This window comes from Streptomyces sp. NPDC002851 (genome assembly GCF_053591935.1).
On the sequence record NZ_JBSFUT010000037.1, the window covers coordinates 18,358 to 36,118 of the forward strand.

General features: G+C 71.7%; 14 protein-coding genes, 1 pseudogene and 1 riboswitch. Of the genes and pseudogenes, 10 read left to right on the top strand and 5 right to left on the bottom strand.

The window, feature by feature from the left end; all coding sequences use genetic code 11:
• Positions 1 to 285: 285 nt before the first annotated feature.
• The 3 genes from ACWD10_RS30505 (at position 286) to ACWD10_RS30515 (ending at position 5,259) form a co-directional block, all read left to right on the top strand.
• Positions 286 to 2,847: a beta-glucosidase gene (locus ACWD10_RS30505; protein ID WP_451096742.1), complete on the top strand. Its 2,562-nt coding sequence runs from the start codon at positions 286 to 288 to the stop codon at positions 2,845 to 2,847.
• Positions 2,844 to 4,496: a carboxylesterase/lipase family protein gene (locus ACWD10_RS30510; protein ID WP_451096744.1), complete on the top strand. Its 1,653-nt coding sequence runs from the start codon at positions 2,844 to 2,846 to the stop codon at positions 4,494 to 4,496. Before ACWD10_RS30505 ends, ACWD10_RS30510 begins: the two co-directional genes overlap by 4 nt.
• Positions 4,497 to 4,575: 79 nt before the next feature.
• Positions 4,576 to 5,259, top strand: a complete 684-nt coding sequence (locus ACWD10_RS30515) for a DedA family protein (protein ID WP_451096746.1) — start codon at positions 4,576 to 4,578, stop codon at positions 5,257 to 5,259.
• Positions 5,260 to 5,372: 113 nt separating this feature from the next.
• Here the strand turns inward: ACWD10_RS30515 and ACWD10_RS30520 are convergent, their stop codons facing one another.
• Positions 5,373 to 5,903, bottom strand: coding sequence for a gamma carbonic anhydrase family protein (locus ACWD10_RS30520; protein WP_451096748.1), 531 nt, complete (start codon positions 5,901 to 5,903; stop codon positions 5,373 to 5,375).
• A gap of 147 nt (positions 5,904 to 6,050) precedes the next feature.
• On the opposite strand from ACWD10_RS30520, the gene ACWD10_RS30525 reads away from it, so the two are divergent.
• Positions 6,051 to 6,815 (top strand): acyltransferase, encoded by a 765-nt coding sequence (locus ACWD10_RS30525; RefSeq protein WP_451096750.1) that lies wholly within the window; start codon positions 6,051 to 6,053, stop codon positions 6,813 to 6,815.
• Between the two features lie 7 nt (positions 6,816 to 6,822).
• Here the strand turns inward: ACWD10_RS30525 and ACWD10_RS30530 are convergent, their stop codons facing one another.
• Positions 6,823 to 7,692, bottom strand: coding sequence for an EamA family transporter (locus ACWD10_RS30530; protein ID WP_451096752.1), 870 nt, complete (start codon positions 7,690 to 7,692; stop codon positions 6,823 to 6,825).
• 100 nt (positions 7,693 to 7,792) lie between these two features.
• Here ACWD10_RS30530 and ACWD10_RS30535 point away from each other — a divergent pair, with 100 nt between their 5' ends.
• The 3 genes from ACWD10_RS30535 to ACWD10_RS30545 all read left to right on the top strand — a co-directional run bounded on the left by ACWD10_RS30535 (position 7,793) and on the right by ACWD10_RS30545 (position 11,282).
• Positions 7,793 to 8,365 (top strand): helix-turn-helix domain-containing protein, encoded by a 573-nt coding sequence (locus ACWD10_RS30535; RefSeq protein WP_451096754.1) that lies wholly within the window; start codon positions 7,793 to 7,795, stop codon positions 8,363 to 8,365.
• Positions 8,366 to 8,408: 43 nt separating this feature from the next.
• The gene (locus ACWD10_RS30540; RefSeq protein ID WP_451096756.1) at positions 8,409 to 8,966 is read left to right on the top strand and encodes a YbaK/EbsC family protein; all 558 of its coding nucleotides are present in this window, start codon (positions 8,409 to 8,411) and stop codon (positions 8,964 to 8,966) included.
• 117 nt (positions 8,967 to 9,083) lie between these two features.
• Positions 9,084 to 11,282 carry a tetratricopeptide repeat protein gene (locus ACWD10_RS30545; RefSeq protein WP_451096758.1) on the top strand — a complete coding sequence of 733 codons (2,199 nt, stop codon included), beginning with the start codon at positions 9,084 to 9,086 and terminating at the stop codon, positions 11,280 to 11,282.
• A 48-nt stretch (positions 11,283 to 11,330) separates the two neighbouring features.
• On the opposite strand, the gene ACWD10_RS30550 is transcribed toward ACWD10_RS30545, so the two are convergent.
• The gene (locus tag ACWD10_RS30550) at positions 11,331 to 13,139 is read right to left on the bottom strand and encodes a hypothetical protein (RefSeq protein WP_451096760.1); all 1,809 of its coding nucleotides are present in this window, start codon (positions 13,137 to 13,139) and stop codon (positions 11,331 to 11,333) included.
• 843 nt (positions 13,140 to 13,982) lie between these two features.
• Positions 13,983 to 14,147: riboswitch (cyclic di-AMP (ydaO/yuaA leader) on the top strand.
• Between the two features lie 2 nt (positions 14,148 to 14,149).
• Between ACWD10_RS30550 and ACWD10_RS30555 the strand changes: the two genes are divergently transcribed.
• Positions 14,150 to 14,941: a transglycosylase SLT domain-containing protein gene (locus ACWD10_RS30555; protein ID WP_451096762.1), complete on the top strand. Its 792-nt coding sequence runs from the start codon at positions 14,150 to 14,152 to the stop codon at positions 14,939 to 14,941.
• Positions 14,942 to 15,018: 77 nt separating this feature from the next.
• Positions 15,019 to 15,123, top strand: a pseudogene (locus tag ACWD10_RS30560) (transposase); the annotation flags it as partial.
• A gap of 253 nt (positions 15,124 to 15,376) precedes the next feature.
• Here the strand turns inward: ACWD10_RS30560 and ACWD10_RS30565 are convergent.
• Together ACWD10_RS30565 and ACWD10_RS30570 are read right to left on the bottom strand one after the other, a co-directional pair.
• On the bottom strand, positions 15,377 to 15,634 hold the full coding sequence (locus tag ACWD10_RS30565) for a hypothetical protein (RefSeq protein ID WP_451096764.1): 258 nt from the start codon (positions 15,632 to 15,634) through the stop codon (positions 15,377 to 15,379).
• A gap of 148 nt (positions 15,635 to 15,782) precedes the next feature.
• Positions 15,783 to 16,379 carry a thermonuclease family protein gene (locus ACWD10_RS30570; RefSeq protein WP_451096766.1) on the bottom strand — a complete coding sequence of 199 codons (597 nt, stop codon included), beginning with the start codon at positions 16,377 to 16,379 and terminating at the stop codon, positions 15,783 to 15,785.
• A gap of 355 nt (positions 16,380 to 16,734) precedes the next feature.
• Here ACWD10_RS30570 and ACWD10_RS30575 point away from each other — a divergent pair, with 355 nt between their 5' ends.
• A complete protein-coding gene (locus ACWD10_RS30575; RefSeq protein ID WP_451096768.1) occupies positions 16,735 to 16,932 on the top strand; it encodes a hypothetical protein in 198 nt (65 codons plus the stop codon).
• Positions 16,933 to 17,761: the final 829 nt, after the last annotated feature.

Below are 17,761 nucleotides of genomic sequence, written 5' to 3' on the forward strand. Positions count from 1 at the left end.
CCCCATCAGGAACGGGCGATTGAGGAACGGCGGAGGCGCCGGCCGGAACCACGGGTTCCGGTCGGCGCCTTCTGTGTTCCTGCTGCCTCTCATGCCGCTGTCGTCCCTGCCGCCCCTGTCGTTCTTTGTTCAACTTATTGACACGCTTCACCCTCGCTCATAGCTTTCCCGGCGCAAGCGGTGGTGTCTAACGACGTGTCAAGTCGGTCCTGGCGCATAGTGCGTTCGGAGGCCGAACGTCGGCCTGTCGTTGGCACGTGTATATACCCCAAGGAGTGACGGCCAATGTCCGACACCGTGTCCCGGCGGTCAGCGCTGCGTCTGCTCGGAGGTGCCGTCACGGTCGCCTCCGCCGCGACCGCAGGACTGGCCACCCCCTCGCACGCCGCCGCGCACACACACGCCAGACGGGACCCGGCGGCCGGGCCGCGCGTCGAGTCCCTCGTCGCCCGGCTCCGCCTCGACGAGAAGATCTCCCTGCTGCACGGCGGCGAGGACCCCAAGTCCCTCGGCCAGGCCGGGTACGTGCCGGGGGTGCCGCGCCTGAACATCCCGCCGCTCCGGCTCGCCGACGGGCCCGCAGGCGTACGCGTCGAAAAGCACGCCACCGCACTGCCCGCGCCCGTGCTGCTCGCCTCCGCCTTCGACCCCGCGCTCGCCCGCGCCTACGGCGAGGTGATCGGCCGCGAGGGACGGGCGCTCGGCCAGGACGTCCTTCTGTCGCCCATGGTCAACCTGATCCGCACCCCGTACGCGGGCCGGAACTTCGAGACCTTCGGCGAGGATCCGCTGCTCGCCGCCGACCTGGTCGCCGAGGAGATCCGCGGCATCCAGGGCGAGGGCCTGATCGCGACGGTGAAGCACTTCGCGGTGAACAACCAGGAGAAGGACCGCACGTCGATCGATGTCCGGGTACGCGAACAGCCCCTGCACGAGACCGAGTTGCGCGGCTTCGAGGCCGCCATCGCCGCCGGGGCGGGCTCCGTCATGGGCGCGTACAACAAGGTCAATGGCACCTTCGCGTGCGAGAACAAGACGCTGCTCACGGACATCCTGCGGGACCGCTGGGGCTTCGACGGCTGGGTGATGACCGACTGGACCGCCGCCCACAGCACCGTCGCCTCGATCACCGCCGGGCTCGACATGGAGATGCCCGACGGCACCTACTTCGGGGCGGCCCTGAAGAAGGCCGTCCAGAACGGCAGCGTGCCCGAGGCGCACGTCGACCGCGCCGTGCGCCGCATCCTCGCCGTCATGGACCGCTTCGGCCTGCTCGACGGCAGCCCCCCGCCGCGCCCCGGCCGCGACCCGAGGGCCGGGGCCAAGGTCGCCTACGACGTCGCCAAGGCCGGGGCCACGCTGCTCCGCAACGAGCGCGGCACGCTGCCCCTGACCGGCCCGGCGGCCCGCAGCATCGCCGTCATCGGGCCCACCGGCACATACCCCTTCGTCAGCGGCGGTGGCAGCGCCCACGTCGTCCCGGACCGTGCGGACAGCCCGCTCGAAGCGATCCGCGCCCGCGCGGGCCAGGTCGAGGGTGAACGCGCGGGCGAGCCCGCCCAGGTGACGTACGCACTCGGCGAGGACCTCTACGGCAAGCCGCTCCCGGACGGCGCGCTCAGCCCCGGCTTCGACGCCGAAGGACAGGGCGTCGAACCGCGCCGCGACTGGACGTACGACGGAACGCTCACCGTCGACAAGGCCGCCGAGGACGCCCAGGACGCCCAGGACGCCGAGGATGACGAGGAAGCCGAGTGGACCTTCGTCATCCACTACTCCGGCGAGCGCCCCAAGGTGCTGCTCGACGGCGAGGAGCTGTTCCCCGTGCAGCCGGGCGTCGGCGAGCTGTTCAGCGGCGGCCTGGTGACCTACGCCCCCGACGGGCTCGACGTACGCCGCAGGACCCTCGGGCTCACGGCGGGCAAGCACCGCCTGAAGATCACCGCGAAGGGCGGCGACGAGGGCCAGCTCTTCCGGCTGCGGCGGGTCACCGGCGCGACCCGGAAGGCGGACGTCGCCAAGGCCGTACGGAACGCGCGGGACGCGCACAGCGTGCTGCTCTTCGCGTACGAGGACGCCACCGAGGGCCAGGACCGTACGACCCTCGCGCTGCCGGGCCACCAGGAGGAGCTGATCGAGGCGGTGACCGCGGCCAACCCGCGGACCACCGTGGTCCTCAACACCTCGTCCGCGACGTCGATGCCCTGGCTGGAGCGGACCGCCGCCGTGCTCCAGATGTACTACCCGGGCCAGGAGGGCGCCGCCGCCACCGCCGCCGTACTCTTCGGCGACGCCGACCCCGGCGGCCGCCTCACCCAGACCTTCCCGGTCGACGACGCCACCCACCCGATGGCCGGAAACCCGGAGCGCTACCCGGGCGTGGACGGCGTCGAGGAGTACTCGGAGGGCGTGCACCTCGGCTACCGCTGGTACGAGAAGCGGGGCGTGCGGCCGCTGTTCCCCTTCGGGCACGGCCTGTCGTACACCACCTTCGCGTACGAGGACCTGGAGGTGCGGCCCGTCGGGGACGCGGTGGTGGCGAGCTTCACGGTGCGGAACACTGGGGCGCGTGCGGGTGTCGAGGTCGCTCAGGTGTACGTCGAACCATCTCCTGAAGTACGGCTCGACCAGGCCGAGTTGGCGCTGGCCGGGTACCGGAGGCTGAACCTGGAGGCGGGGGAGTGGCGTCGGGTGACGGTGCGGATCGCCGCGCGTTCTCTTTCGTCCTGGGATCCGGAGCGGCACGGCTGGGTGCTCGGCACCGGGCGGCGCGGCGTCCGGGTCGGGCACTCTGCGGGGGATCTGCCGCTGCGGGCCGAGGTCGTGGTGGGGGGTGGTGTCGCGTGAGGCGGGCAGCGAGTGTTCGTGCGCGAATATCCGCGGTCCTCGCCGGGCTGCTGACGGCGGGTGCGGTCGCGTGGGGGCCGGGCCCGGGGACGGCGCAAGCCACCGAGGAACGTGCGGACGCCGTGGCGCGCACCGACGCCGGGCTCGTGCGCGGCGCGGTCACGGCTCAGGGCCGCGAGTTCCTCGGCATCCCCTACGCGGCACCGCCCGTCGGCGAGCTGCGCTGGCGGGAGCCGCGGCCCGTGCGGGCCTGGGACGGCGTGCGGAAGGCTACCGAGTTCGGCAACAAGTGTGTGCAGACGGCGAGTTGGGATCCGGGGTACGAGGACCCGACCCATACCGAGGACTGTCTGTATCTCAACGTCTATACGCCGGGCGGGAAGCGCAAAGGGGGCGACGCGGGCGCCCGACTGCCCGTCATGGTCTGGCTGCACGGTGGTGGCCTGACCGCGGGCGCGGGCCAGGACGTCGTGCCCGATGAGTTCGCCGCGAAGACCGGCAGCGTCGTCGTCACCGTCAACTACCGCCTGGGCGCGATGGGTTTCCTCGCCGCCGACGGCCTCGACGACGAGGCCCCGGGCAGGGCATCCGGGGTATCCGGCGTATCCGGGAACTACGGCATGCTCGACCAGCGCGCGGCGCTGCGCTGGGTGCGGGCCAATATCGGGAACTTCGGCGGCGATCCGCACCGGGTCACCGTCGCCGGGGAGTCGGCGGGCGGCCGCTCGGTCTGCACCCAGCTGGCCTCGCCCACGACCCGGGGCCTGATCCACCGCGCCATCGTGCAGAGCGGTGCGTACGGGGACTGCGCGGCGCGGGAGCAGAAGGCGGCCGTCGCGGACGGTGCCGCATTCGCCGAGAAGGCCGGGTGCCCGGACCCCGCTACCGCGCCCGCCTGTCTGCGCGGCAAGTCGGCGCGGGAGATCCTCGCCGCGCAGGGCGGGTTCGACTGGGGTCCGGTGGTCGGTGGCGCGTTCCTGCCGGAGCAGCCGGTACGGGCCTTCGCGGAGGGTGCTGCCGCAGGGATCCCCGTGCTCAACGGGGCCAATCAGGACGAGGGCACCCTCTTCGGCTTCGCCGCGTACGACGGGCAGGGCACACCGCTGACGGCACAGGAGTATCCGCGGGCCCTGGAGCGGGAGTTCGGGCCGGAGCAGGGCGCCGCGGCGTACGACCGCTACCCGCTCGACTCCTACCGCTCGCCCACGCACGCGTTCTCCGCGGCGGTCGGCGACCAGCTGATGGCCTGTCCCGCGCTGCGGCTCGACGGGGCGCTCGCGGATCGCGGCAGGGTGTACGCGTACGAATTCGCGGACCGCACCTCACCGCCCTTCGCCTCGCTGCGGAACCTGGATACGGACTTCGAGTTCGGGGCGACGCACGTCAACGAGGTGCAGTACCTCTTCCGGCACTTCGGGCTCGACAGTCCGCTCGACGCTCAGCAGCGGGAGCTCGCCGGGCAGATGGTGGAGTACTGGGGCTCGTTCATCCGCCACGGGGTGCCGCGGGCCGACGGGCAGCCCGCGGTGCCGGACGGCGACGGCCGGGTCCTGAGCCTGCGCACCGCCTCGGCGGGCGGGAACCAGGTCTCCACCTCGGTCCACGCCGACCACCTGTGTGACCTCTGGGACGCGGCCGCCACCGCGTGATCCAGTAGGCTGCGCGGCGGGCGCGCCGTGGGGGGTGCGCGCGCCGCGCAGGGCACAGGGCAGACGGAAGGGACCGGCGTTGCACATCCAGGAGTGGCTCGAGACCGTGCCGGCGGTCAGCATCTACGTCCTGGTGGGCGTGGTCATCGGCGTCGAGAGCCTGGGCATCCCGCTGCCGGGCGAGATCATCCTCGTCAGCTCCGCGCTGCTCTCCTCGCAGAGCGACCGGATCGACCCCGTGGTCCTCGGGATCTGCGCCACCGCCGGTGCCATCGTCGGCGACTCCATCGGCTACGCCATCGGCCGCAAGGGCGGCCGCCCGCTGCTCGGCTGGCTGGGCGGGAAGTTCCCCAAGCACTTCAGCGCGGCCAATATCGCCACCGCCGAGCGGTCCTTCGAACGCTGGGGCATGTGGGCGGTCTTCTTCGGCCGCTTCGTCGCCCTGCTCCGGATCTTCGCGGGCCCGCTCGCGGGGATCCTGCGGATGCCGTACTGGAAGTTCCTCACCGCGAACGTCCTCGGCGGTGCGCTGTGGGCCGGGGGCACGACGGCCGTGCTCTATTACGTGGGCGTCGTCGCGGAGGCGTGGCTGAAGCGCTTCTCGTGGCTGGGGCTGCTGCTTGCGGTGGCGGTCGGGGTCACGTCGATGGTGGTGCTGAAGCGGCGCGCGAAGGCCTCGCGGGGCGAGGAGGCGGCGTCGGCGGTACCGGTGCCGCGTCCGGCTACGGAAGAGGCGGTGCCGAGCGGTGCCGCGGCGGAGTGATTCTTCCCCAGCCCCGCCCCTTCCCGGCTGTGTCGATATGCGGCTAACGCCGCGTGGGGGGGGACTCTGCCCCCTGCACCCCCGCTCCTCAAACGCCGGAGGGGCTGAATTTGTCAGCCTTCGTACGCGGCGCTGTGCTGCTTGGCCAGCTCCGTATACATCGCCGCGTTCAGCTTGAGCCCCTCGCGCTCCTCGTCCGTAAGGGGCCGCTTCACCCTGGCGGGGACCCCGGCGACCAGGGAGCCCGGGGGTACCTGGAGGCCCTGCGGGACCAGGGCCTGGGCGGCGACCAGGGAACCGGCGCCGATCACCGCGCCGTTGAGCACGGTGGCGCCCATGCCGATGAGGCAGTCGTCCTCGACGGTGCAGCCGTGCACGGTCGCGTTGTGGCCGATGGAGACCCGGTCGCCGATCGTCACCGGGAAGCCCGGGTCGACGTGCACGGTGCAGTTGTCCTGGACGTTGCTGTCGGCGCCGACCACGATCGGGCCGCAGTCGGCGCGGAGCACCGTCTGGTACCAGACGCTCGCCCCGGCCTTGAGGGTGACGTCGCCGACCACGACCGACGTGGGCGCGGTGAAGGCCGCCTCGTCCACCTGGGGCTCCTTGCCGCCGACCCCCGCGATCAACGCCCGCTCCGCCATTGCCGTCTCCCATGTCATTCGATGTGTCGCGCACTTCGAACCGTATGCGAAAGGTGCCGCGCGGCGCCGCCCGGGTGGGGCGAAGATCACAGCTCAGGGCGGTCTTCGCCGTAGTGACCGGTGCGTACCGGTGAGTACGGTGTGCGGGTGCCGAAGAACAAGAACGCGTTCTCATCTCTCGTGTCCGGGCTCGCGGCGCGCCGGGACCGTGCCGTGAGCCGCGCGGTGCACGCCGGTTGGCGCTGGGTGCGGGAGGCCGGGGCGGTGACCGCGCGGCGGCCCGGGCGGCTGCGCTTCGGCGCGCTCGGCATCGGCACGAAGCTGGCCTTTCCGCAGGGCACCGTGTTCGGGGAGCCCTGGATCCACCTCGGGGACCACTGCATCGTGGCGGAACAGGTCACGCTCACGGCGGGCCTGATGCCCGATCTGGACCTGGGGCCCGAGCCGATTCTGCGCATAGGCAACGGCGTGGTCCTGGGCCGCGGCAGCCATGTCATCGCCGATACGTCGGTGACCATCGGGGACGACTGCTACTTCGGGCCGCACGTCTACGTCACGTCCACGAACCACAGTTACGACGATCCGCACGTACCCGTGGGCAAGCAGTGGCCGCGGATGGAGCCGGTGGAGATCGGTCCCGGCTGCTGGATCGGCACCAACGCGGTGATCCTGCCGGGCGCCCGGCTCGGCCGTAACGTCGTGGTCGCTGCCGGTGCGGTGGTACGCGGCGAGGTCCCCGACCACGCGGTGGTGGCCGGTGCCCCGGCTCGCGTGGTCCGCACTTGGGACCCCGAGCAGGGCTGGCGACCGCCCCTGCGCACACCTGCTCCGGTGCCGATACCGGACGGCGTCACGCCCGAAGAGCTGTGCGCCCTGGCCGAGTTGACGGAGGAGGGGCCGGGCGAGGCCTGAGACCGCCTCAGGCGCTCGCGAGCAGCACGGTTCCCACCAACGCAAGCCCCGCCCCCGTGGCCTGCACCGCCCGCAGCCGCTCCTTGAGGACACCCCGCGCGGCCAGCGCCGTCACCACCGGGTAGAGCGAGGCGAGCACCGCGGCCACCGTGACCGGGCCGGTCTGCGTCGCCGTGGCGTACGTGCCGTTGGCGGCCACGTCCGCGAGGCCGACGAAGGCGAGTGCGGGCAGCGAGGCGCGGATCAGGCGCAGGCCGCCGCCGTCCTCCGGGAGCCACGCGCCGCCGCGCCGTACCGAGACGAACAGAGCGGCGCCGCCCGCGGCGACATTGGTGACGCGCTGCACGAAGAGCGCGAGGAAGAGTCCGGTGAGCGTCGTGGACGCCTCCGCGATCAGGGCCATCACGGCGCCGAAGCCGAACGCCGCGAGCAGCGTGAGCGCGATGGCCTGCCGCTGCACGGGCGCGCCCCGGAACTGCGGCCCGCCCGCGAGCACGATGCCGACGACGGCCACCGCGATCCCGCCGTACTGGAGAAGCCCTGGCCGTTCGCCGAGGACGATGCCGAGACCGACGGGCACCGCGACGCCGACCGAGCCGAGCGGCGAGACCACGCCCATCGGACCGAGCGCGAGCGCCTTGTAGAAGGCGAGCATCGCGACCGGGCCGACCGCGCCCGCGGCCACCGCGAACCACAGCTGCGGCCCCCATGCGCTCCACGCCCCGGTGGCGACGACGAGCGCGCCGAGCACGACGACGGCGATGCACTGCGAGACCACGACGACCGTGAGGGCCGGGATGCGTCGGGTGAGGAGCCCGCCGCCGAAGTCGGCAAGGCCCCACAGGAGACCGGTGGCCAGGGCGAGCAGAGCGGACATGGGTCCTCGCAGTACAGTGTGGTGAACGAATGAGTGCACCACACCGTAGTTCAACAAAGTGAACTCTGTCATCCAGAATATTGGACTGGAGCTCTTCTCTGTGTCTGACCTCGATCAGCTCACGCAGTCGCTCGCGCGCAACCTCAAGCGATGGCGCGGTGAACGCGGCTTCACGCTCGACGCCCTGGCGGCCCGGGCGGGCGTCAGCCGGGGCATGATCATCCAGATCGAGCAGGCGCGCACCAATCCGAGCGTCGGCACCACCGTGAAGCTCGCCGACGCGCTCGGCGTCTCCATCACCACGCTCCTCGACTACGAGCAGGGCTCGCACGTCCGGATCGTGCCCGAGGACCAGGCGGTACGCATGTGGTCCACGGAGGCGGGCAGCTGGACCCGGCTGCTCGTCGGCACCGAGAGCCGCGGGCCGTTCGAGCTGTGGTCCTGGCGGATCATGCCCGGCGATGTGAGCTCCTCCGACCCGCACCCCGCGGGCACCGTCGAACTCCTCCACGTCACCGCGGGCGAACTCACCCTCGTTGTGGACGGCGAGCCGCACACCGTACCGGCGGGCACCTCGGCCACATTCGAGTCGAACGTCGAGCACATCTACCGCAACGACGGTGCCGCACCGGTCGAGATGACCATGGCCGTGTCCATCCCGCCCGCACGCTGAGACACCCGGCCCGGACGGCCCGGCGCGCTGTTACCTTGCCGATATGCGTGCTCCCATCGGTGACTTCGACAACGCCCGCCCCGCCCCCGACTGCCTCGACGAGCTGACCGCACCGGTCGCCGAAGCCGTACGCCACTGGCGCGGCAGCATCCCCGCCGAGCAGCTGATCTACGTCGACACCGACCCGGCGATCGCCGACACCGCCGTCTTCGTCGAACACCACGGCCAGGACCTGCTCGACACCTCCGCGAACTGCGTCGTCGTCGCGGGCAAGCGCGGCGGCGAATCGAGCCTCGCGGCCTGCCTCGTACGCTCGAACACCCGCGTCGACGTGAACGGCGTCGTACGCCGCCAACTCGGCGCCCGCAAGGCGTCGTTCGCCCCGATGGACACGGCGACCGGCGAGACCGGCATGGAATACGGCGGCATCACCCCGATCGGCCTCCCCGCCGACTGGCCGCTCCTGGTCGACGCGGCCGTGGTCGACACCCCGTACGTCCTGATCGGCAGCGGCCGCCGCCGCGGCAAGCTGATCGTGCCCGGCAAGACGTTCGCGGAACTGCCGGGGGCGGTGGTGCTCGAGGGCCTTGGGGTCGCCTGAATCCTCGCGGTGGCGGGTACGGTTCCGGGCCTCTCGGTGACGGCGGGCCGAGCGGATACCGTGGGGCTCCACGGCTACGGGGCGCCGCAAGGCGGTGCTGGTGAGGGGGAGTTCGGGGTGCTGGAGACCATGTCGCTGGCCGCGATCACGGCAGTGCTCGGCGCGGTCGGGAACGCCACCGCCAACGAGGCGGGCAAATGGCTCTGGGAATCGGCCGGCGGCCTGGTCCGCCGCATCACCGGACGCGAGGTACCCGCGCCCGGCGCCGCCGCCGACCTCACCGCGGTCGCCCGGCAGGTGCACGAGGCCCTCGAGCACGACCCCGAACTCCGCCACGCCTGGGCGGCGTTCGCGGCCATCGTGCCCGCCGCCACGGACACCCCGCCCGCCGCGACCCCGCGGATCGGCCCGTCCATACGGTGGTTCCAGGACCGTGAGGACGCGATGCGCCGCCTCTTCCGCGAGGCGAAGCGGCGGCCCGACGGACGCCCCCGCGTCGCCCTCCTGCACGGTCCCGAGGGCATCGGCACCAGCGCCCTCGCCGTCCACTGGGGCGTCCGCGCGGCAGAGACCGCGAAGGGGAAGGAACAGCTCTTCCCGGACGGTCAGCTCTACGTGGACCTCCGCGGCCACGCCCTCGACGGCGCCACCGGCGCGACCGCGGCCCTCGCCAGCCTGCTGCGCCAACTCGGCCTCCCCGACGAGCAGATGCCACCCACCCTCGACGGCCGCAAGGAACGCTTCCAGCGGTACGTCACCGACCGGCGCCTCCTCGTCGTCCTCGACCACGCCCACTCCGCCGCGCAGGTGCTCCCGCTGCTCACCGCGGGCACCGGCGTCTTCACGCTGGTCGTGGCCCGGCACCCGCTGCCCGGCCTCGACGCGCTGCCTGTACCGGTCGGCCCGCTCCCCGACAAGGACGCCGTGCGGCTGCTCACCGACCTCGCCGGGAAGGAAGCCGTTGCCGCGGCCCGGGCCGCGTTGCCCGGCGTGCTCGCACGGTGCGCGGGATCCCCGTTCGCGCTGCGCGCCGCGGTGCCGCACCTGACTCTGTCTTCGGCGGTCGCCCCCGCCCCCGCGCCCCGCACGCCGCCCGAACCGCAGTCGCAGGAGATGCGGCCCATGACCCACGCCGAACCGTCCGACCCGGTGCACCACGCCGCCGAGGACGCCTACCGCCGCGCGACCCCGGCCGCCGCCCGCCTCTACCGCCGCCTCGGCCTGTACGACTGGCCCGCCATCGGCCCCACCATGGCCGCGGGCGCCGCGGGCACGCCCGAGCCGGAAGCCGCCGAACTCCTCACCGAACTCGCCGGACTCCGCCTCCTCGAGCCCACGGACGACGGCCGCCACCGCTTCCGCCCCGGGGTACGACGGCACGCCGAACGCGCCGCACAGACCGACGGCCTCGCGGCCTGCGCCACCGCCGTACGCCACACCGTCGAGGCGCTCCTTCACCTCGCGCTGCGCGCCGCCCGGGGCGCGCTGCCGGAGAGCTGGCGGGTGCCCGAGCTGCCCGAAGGAGTCGAGCCCGGTGCGTACCCCGACCGTGGCACGGCGCTCGCGGCCCTGGTCGCCGAACGCGACAACCTGGCACGGGCGGTGGCGGCCGCCGAGGAGTTCGGCGACCCGACCACGGCGGCACTGCTCGCCCGCGCCCTCTGGCCACTGCAACTCAAGGCCGGCCACCACGAGATGCTGCTCCCCGCCCTCCGTACCGCGGTACGCGCCGCCGACCGGCACGCACCCGGCACCCGCGCATCGGCCGCCCTGCACGCCCAACTCTCCCTCTCCCTCATGGAGTTGCGGCACTTCGACGAAGCGGAGCGGGAGGCGCACGCCGCGGTCCGGGACGAGCGGGCCGCGGGCCATGTACGCGGGCACGCCTCCGCCGTGGAGTTCCTCGGGCTGCTGCGGCTGCGGCAGTGGCGCTTCCAGGAGGCGTACGACTGCTTCGAGGAGGCCGATACGATCCTCGACGGCATCGGCCCGGGCGACGAGGGGGCACCCGATCTGCCTCGCGCCCGCGCCCTGTTGCGGCGCCACCGCGGACGGGCACTCGGCCGCCTCGGCGAACACGCCCCGGCGACCGCGCACCTCGAAACCGCGCTCGCCTGCTTCCGCGAGCAGGGCGAGGCATACAACACGGCCCGCACGCTCACGGACCTGGCCGAGGTCCGCCTCGACTCCGGCAACCCGGCCGCGGCCCTGCCGCTGATCGACTCGGCGGAGGCGGCGCTGGGGCGCGAGCAGGCGGAGTTCCACCTGGACTATTTGGGGCGGCTGCGGGAGCGGTGCGTGGCTGCGCGAAGCTAGGGAGGGTCTTACGGATCACGTATCGGTGCAGCAAGGGAGCGCTCGTCCTCAAACGCCGGACGGGCTGATTTGGTGCCCCGTCACCGCGTGGGCGGTCGCCCCCGTGTGCACCCGCAGGCCCGAAGTGCACAGTTCCGTCGGGGACTTGCCCGCCGCCAGCCAGGCGAAGAGGGCCGAGGCGGCGGCCACCGGGTCGGCGCCGTCCGGGTCGGCCGAGGCGAGTCGCAGCAGTACGCCGTCGCGGGTGCGCACCGTGCAGGCGTCGGGCCCGGTGACGTACACCGCGAGGGCGCAGTGCGGGTGCCGCCGCAGCACCTCCGCCGTCCAGCGCTCCGGGCCGCCGAGCCGTGGGTCGTCGGCCCGGCCGTGTCGGAAGACGACGTCGGCGAGGTCGAGTTGGCCGGGCTCGCGGGTGTCCTCGTGGATGGAGGTGTGCGCCGCCCAGTCAAGGTCCGTGCCGCCCTCGCCGCTCGGTGCGTGGGCCGTCTCCGCGTAGCGCCGCATCGCGACCTCGCCCGCCCCCACGAGCCGGGTCAGGACCCGGAACGCCGTGGTGTGCGCGGGTGGTTCGTACGGCGGCAGGGGCAGGGGTTCGAGCGAGGCGGGCGCGTCCTCGGGCTGGGGGGCGGACATCAGGTCGTAGAAGAGGCGGCGCAGCCGGGCCGCGGACTCGCCGGGCATGGATGTGGTGAACTCCGCGGGCCCGGGCAGCGGTACGTGCTCCGCGAGCAGCCGCTCCAGCTGGGGACGCAGCGCAGCGGCGGGCGCGAGCTTCGGCGCCCGGCGGATGAAGTCGGCGGCCGGGGAATCCGGGTCGAGGCCCTCCAGGGGCGCGGCGCCGAGCAGGACGGGTCTGCCGAGCGCCGCCGCGTAGTACGTCACCGCGCCGTGGTCACCGATCACCGCGTCCGCGGCGAGCAGCGCCTGCCGCCAGGCGTGCAGCGGGTCGATGAGGGTGAGGCCGCCGCGGCGGGCGCGGTCGAGCCAGGCACGGAGCTGTCCGGGGCCGTGCCCGTGCCAGATGTTGGGGTGCAGGACGGCCGCGAGCCGGTACTCGTCGGCGGGCAGCTCGGCGGTCAGGCGCGGCAGCAGGGTCGGCAGTACGTCGCTGCCGCCACCGTCGCCGAAGAGGGACTCGGGATTCCAGGTGGAGTTGACGACGACGAGCCGCTGACCGCGCCGGATGCCGAGCGCACGGCGGAAGCGGTCACGGTACGGGGCGGCCGCGCGCAGCCGGTCGTAGCAGGGATCCCCGGCGAGCACCGCCGTGGGGGCCGCTTCGGGGCACCCGGCGCGCAGCCGGTCCAGCTGCTCGGGGTGCGAGAGGACGAGGGCGTCGGCGACGGGGGAGCCGTTGTGAAGCAGCCACTCGGGAGCCGTACCGAAGACAGGCGGGGCGGAGCCGCGACCCGAGGCGAGAGGCGCCCGGTGTCCGGTGTCCGGTGTCCGGTGTCCGGTGTCCGGTGTCGCCAGCCTCTTAGTGTAGCCAACACCGTGTGAGAGCACCACCAACTTCCCCTGAACCAGGTGCAGTTGACCGCCCAGGCTGGCCGACACGGCCAGGTCCACGGGCGTCTCGACGGCCTGTTCCCACGGCAGCACCGGCACCCCGAGCTCCGCGAACAGCTCGGCCACGCCCGCGCGGAACGGTGAGGACTCGGTGCAGGTGGCCAGGAGCTGGACCCGCAGGTCGTCGTGGAACAGCGGGAGTACGTCGAGGAGCCGGGTCGCCGAAGTGACGTTGTGCACCACGAGCAGCACCCGGCGGCACCGCCCACGCGTGGCCCAGCGCGCGGCGTCGTACCCGACCGGAACACGTATCCACCCGTCCTGGTCCCGCCCCCGCTCCGCTGCCACCGTCCGCCCCCACACTTGCCTCGCCGCACCTATGACCGGCCACGATAACCAACGGGGGCGGGGCGGGGCGGCGCGGTGGGGGCGCCGGGTGTGCGGTGGGTCGGGCGCGGGTGAGCTTGGGCAGCTCGATGGCCGGGCACCCCGAGATCCTCGGCGCCAGCGAGTCGAAGCCGTTCTGCACGCGCTCAACGTTCTGGACGGTGCACTCGATGTTGTGCACGCCGTTGAGCTTGTCGCCCATGATCAGGGCGCCGAACGGGTCGTCGGCTGTGCTGCCCGGGGCGCAGGTTGTCGACGAAGACGTACCAGCTGTCGATCTTCTTGTTGTGCCACTTCCCCGGGCGGGACGCCTAAGGGCTGCGGGGGGCCTCCGTCGGTCCGTGCTGTCGGGCAGGGCCACCCGAGCGGGAGGGCCGGGTACGGCCGGTGGGACATTTATGGCGACATGCCCGTTTCTCTGCGAAGGGCGATCTCTGCGGGATGTCCGGCTTCGCACAGAGAAGTCACTTCTTGCCGTTATTGATGGCTTGCATAACTGGCTGTCTGCATTAAGGAGAGACGTGTGGAATGGTGTGCCCCGATATGCCTTTGAGTCGCATTCCAACCTGCAGGCCGTTCAGTTAAATGAGTCACACCGGCAGATGTGGCCTCGGAGAGCCGCTGAGCGCACTTCCGTTCTGCGCAAAGAGAGTTGGCTCTTTTGATCAAAGGGGGCAAGGGGTTCTGGTGGCCAAGGGCGGGCCTCATTCATTCGCTATCTGAATTCGTGTCTTGTTCCGTCCGGACTTTCTCGCCTAACGTCACCGTCAATCCGGATGGAACGCCGAATCCTGCCGCTGTCCGGAAAACCTCACGCCTACTCACTAACCCACGGCAGGAGCGGGGGACCCAGGTAAGTCGCCGATCCGGATTCCGGAACGGCTCGGGGTGAAGCCGCATACGCAGTGCGGCCGGACATCTCCCGTCCGAACCCGACAGCTCACCTCGTAGGCGACGGAGAGGAATTCGTCATGCCCGCAAAGGGAAAGCACCGCCGCCCCAAGTCCAGCTCGCTCACCCGGAGCATCGCCGCCGCAGGCACGGGCGGGGCCGCGCTCGTTCTCCCGGTGCTCGGCGCGACCGCCGCCGGCGCGGCGCCGTCCAGCACGGCCGGCACGGCCAGCACGTCCAGTACGGCCGCCAAGCCCGCCGCGACACCGAAGACCTATGTCGTCGCCGCGGGCGATTCCCTCTCCGCGATCGCCCAAGAGCACTCCCTCAGCGGCGGCTGGAAGAAGCTGTACAAGGACAACCGCAGCGCCGTTGGCGACAACCCGCGGCTGATCCACCCCGGTCTCAAGCTGACCCTCGGCAAGAAGGCCTCGGCCGAGCCCGCGAAGAAGCCAGCCGCCGCCAGGGAGTCCGCCGAGCGGGCGGATCGCTCCGAGCGCAAGAACTTGCCCGCAGCCGAGCCCGCCGCCGCCCCGGCGAAGAAGTCCTACACCAACGACCTGGACGGCTGGATCAAGGAGTCGCTCGACATCATGGCCCAGCACGGCATCCCCGGCACCTACGAGGGCATTTACCGCAACGTCATGCGAGAGTCCTCCGGCAACCCGATGGCCATCAACAACTGGGACTCCAACGCTGCCGCCGGAACCCCGTCCAAGGGGCTCCTGCAGGTCATCGCCCCCACGTTCGAGGCCTACCACGTGCCTGACACGCCGTTCGACAGCTTCGACCCGGTCGCCAACATCACCGCCGCCTGTAACTACGCGGCCGACAAGTACGGCTCGATCGACAATGTGAACGGCCCGTACTAGACCGCATCCCGTCTCGTCCGCTGTGAGCCCCGGCGCGCCAAGTGTCCGGGGCTCAGGCCTGTCTGAGGCCGCGACATTCAATCGCCGGGCACCACGAGTTCCTCGGAATGATGGTCGGCGAGGGCGAATCGAAGCCGTTCTGGTCGAAGGTTCTGCGCTCGCTGCGGACCCGGGGTGAGGAAGAGTGGAGACCCTGCCCTCCCTGGCCGAGGTGTCGTACTACGGGGCGTTCCAGTTGACGTTCGGCGGATCCGACGAGGGCAGCATCCGGTGGCTGTCGAGCGGTTCGAGATCAAAAACCCGGATCGCCTGTGTACGGCACTGCTCAGCGAATTCCTCCGGATAAACAACACCACGCGAGAACACGCGAATCCAGACTGGAGTACTAGCGCACGGGCCCGACCCCGCCAGGCCCCACGCCGCCGATGAACTGCTTCACGCCCGCTCCAGCTTCAGCAGGTGGTGTTCCATGGACTCACCGGCCGGTGCGCAGGTGGGCGAGCCGGGTTCGTGGGCGAAGAACCGCAGGCCGTGGCGGGAGACCTTCGCGTGCATCGGATGCGCGCACTCGGGGCAGGCCATGGCGACGCGGCGGCGGGCGCGGTGGACGGCCTCCCACGCCCAGCCGCAACCGAGGTCGAGCTGTGTGGCGTCGAGCCGCCCGCGGTCGTCGTGCTGTGCGGTGAACCCCACCGTCTCCTCCGGATCAGAAGCGGATGCGGCCGAACTGCGCGGTCGGGCCCGTCACTTGGGAGGTGGACCACAGCACGCTGCCATCACCGTAGGGGTTCGGCTCCTCACCACGCGAAGGAGCGGGTCCAGTGCGCTGGTGTCGGCTCATTCAGTCGGCTTCGCAGCCGATGCCGTCGCCGTCACGGTCGAGCCGGTGCGGATCGACAGGGCCGACCCAGACCGGGCCGGACACGTCCGAGCAGTCCACGTCGGGGCCGGCGGGAGGTCCAGGCGGCAGATCGGGACGCGTGGGGGTCTCCGGGGGCGCAGGCTCAGGCGTGTCCGGCGTAGTGGGTGGGGGCTCGGGAGGAGGGCTGGGGCAGGCGGTCCACAGACCGGCCCCGGCCTGCTCGGCGGCATTCTCGGCACGGGAGACAGCGGGCCAGTACTTGTCGTTGGGCGGGAAGAGGACCGCCTTGGCGTGGCCGCTGCGGACGAGGGACTCGTTGACGAAGGTGCCCTGCTCGTTCCACACGTACAGCAGATAGCGGTCGTAGCGGTCGGTGAGCTCGGTATCGCGTTCGGTGCGTACGGTGCTGCCCGTCGGCAGCAGCGCGGCGGTGCGAGCGGTGGCTTTGTCAGCGAAGCAGGCACCTCGCTCCGGGGCGTCGATCTCCAGGAGTCGTACCCGGGCCACGGTGTCCTTCGGCACGATGCTGCCGTCGCCGCGCACCTCAATGGTGTCGCCATCGATGATCCGGAGCACTACTACGCCCGTCGACGGTGTGGTCGGTGGCTCGGTGGTCGGCGTCGTGGGTCCCTCGCGCGGCTCGGGCGGCGGTTCCGTCTGAGTCGGTGGCGGTGTCGTGGGTGTCCGTTCTTCTTCCAGGAGTGTTCCAAGGCCACCGAGGCCCAGAACGAGGCCGAGAAGGACCAGGACCGCGGTAATCCAGGGGTGCTTGAGGCGTCTGGGGCGTCGCGGGCGGGGCTGCCGGGACTGGCGCCAGGCGTCCGGGTCGGGAGGAGGAGAGGGACACATACCGCCCTCCAGAGCGCGGACAGGTACTGCCCTTCCATTACAGCACCGGCCACAGTCGGCCGGGCCTTTCCCCTTGAGCATTGTGCATCGCAAGCAGCTTCAGGAGGTCCAGGCGGAGTGGGAGGAGTCAGCGATCGCTGAACGGGTCCTGCACCGCCTGGCCGAACGGATCGGGGCGAGGCGGAGGCCGTGCCGCAACGGCTCCGGTGAAGGCGCCGGCTGCGGGTGTGCGGTGCTGCTGATCCCGCATCGCAGCGACAGCCTGGACGAGACCGCGTAGGCGGACCGCGCTGCCCGGTGACTACCGCTGGATTCTGTTGATTGTGCGAGCCGTTGGCGGCCCGGTGCAGGCCGGTGCAGGCCGGTGCAGGCCGGTGCAGGCCGGTGCAGGTCAGGGCGGTGGGCGAGGAGTTGGGACTTGAGGTGGCGGTGCGCGGGAAACTAGAGCCGCTGCGGGGGAAGTTGACCGAGCTGGCCGATGGGGGCTGGCTGCACAAGCCACCCCTTGCAAGGGCCGCCCGGAACCGCCCGCTCACTCACGATGCACACTGCTCAATCGGTGTCCCGTCAATCGGTGTCCCGCGCTACACCATCCGGTGGCTTATCACTGCCACAGTGTTATTCATATGACCGTATTTCATATTCATTTCACTATCCAGCTCTTGGTGCTGACCGGCCGTCACAAGGCCCTGAACCAAGTAGAGGAGAGTGGAGTAAATGATGACATCGCCGCAATGGCGATCTGTTCTGGCGTCGGCCGTCGTGTCTACCGCCCTCGCCGCAGCTGCGCTGGCGAATGCGGGAACCGCCTACGCCGAGGAGCAGACCAACCCCCACCCGCCGCATCCGACCAAGCCCGCACACCCCGCTGAGCCTGAGCACCCGGCGCACCCGGCGTCACCTGCACATCCCGCCAAGCCCGCGCATCCGGCTAAGCCGGCGCATCCGGCGCATCCCGCGTCGCCCGCGCATCCGGCTAAGCCTGCGCATCCGGCGCATCCGGCGTCGCCCGTGCATCCGGCTAAGCCTGCGCATCCGGCGCATCCGGCGTCGCCCGCGCATCCGGCTAAGCCTGCGCATCCCGCGCATCCGGCGTCACCTGCACATCC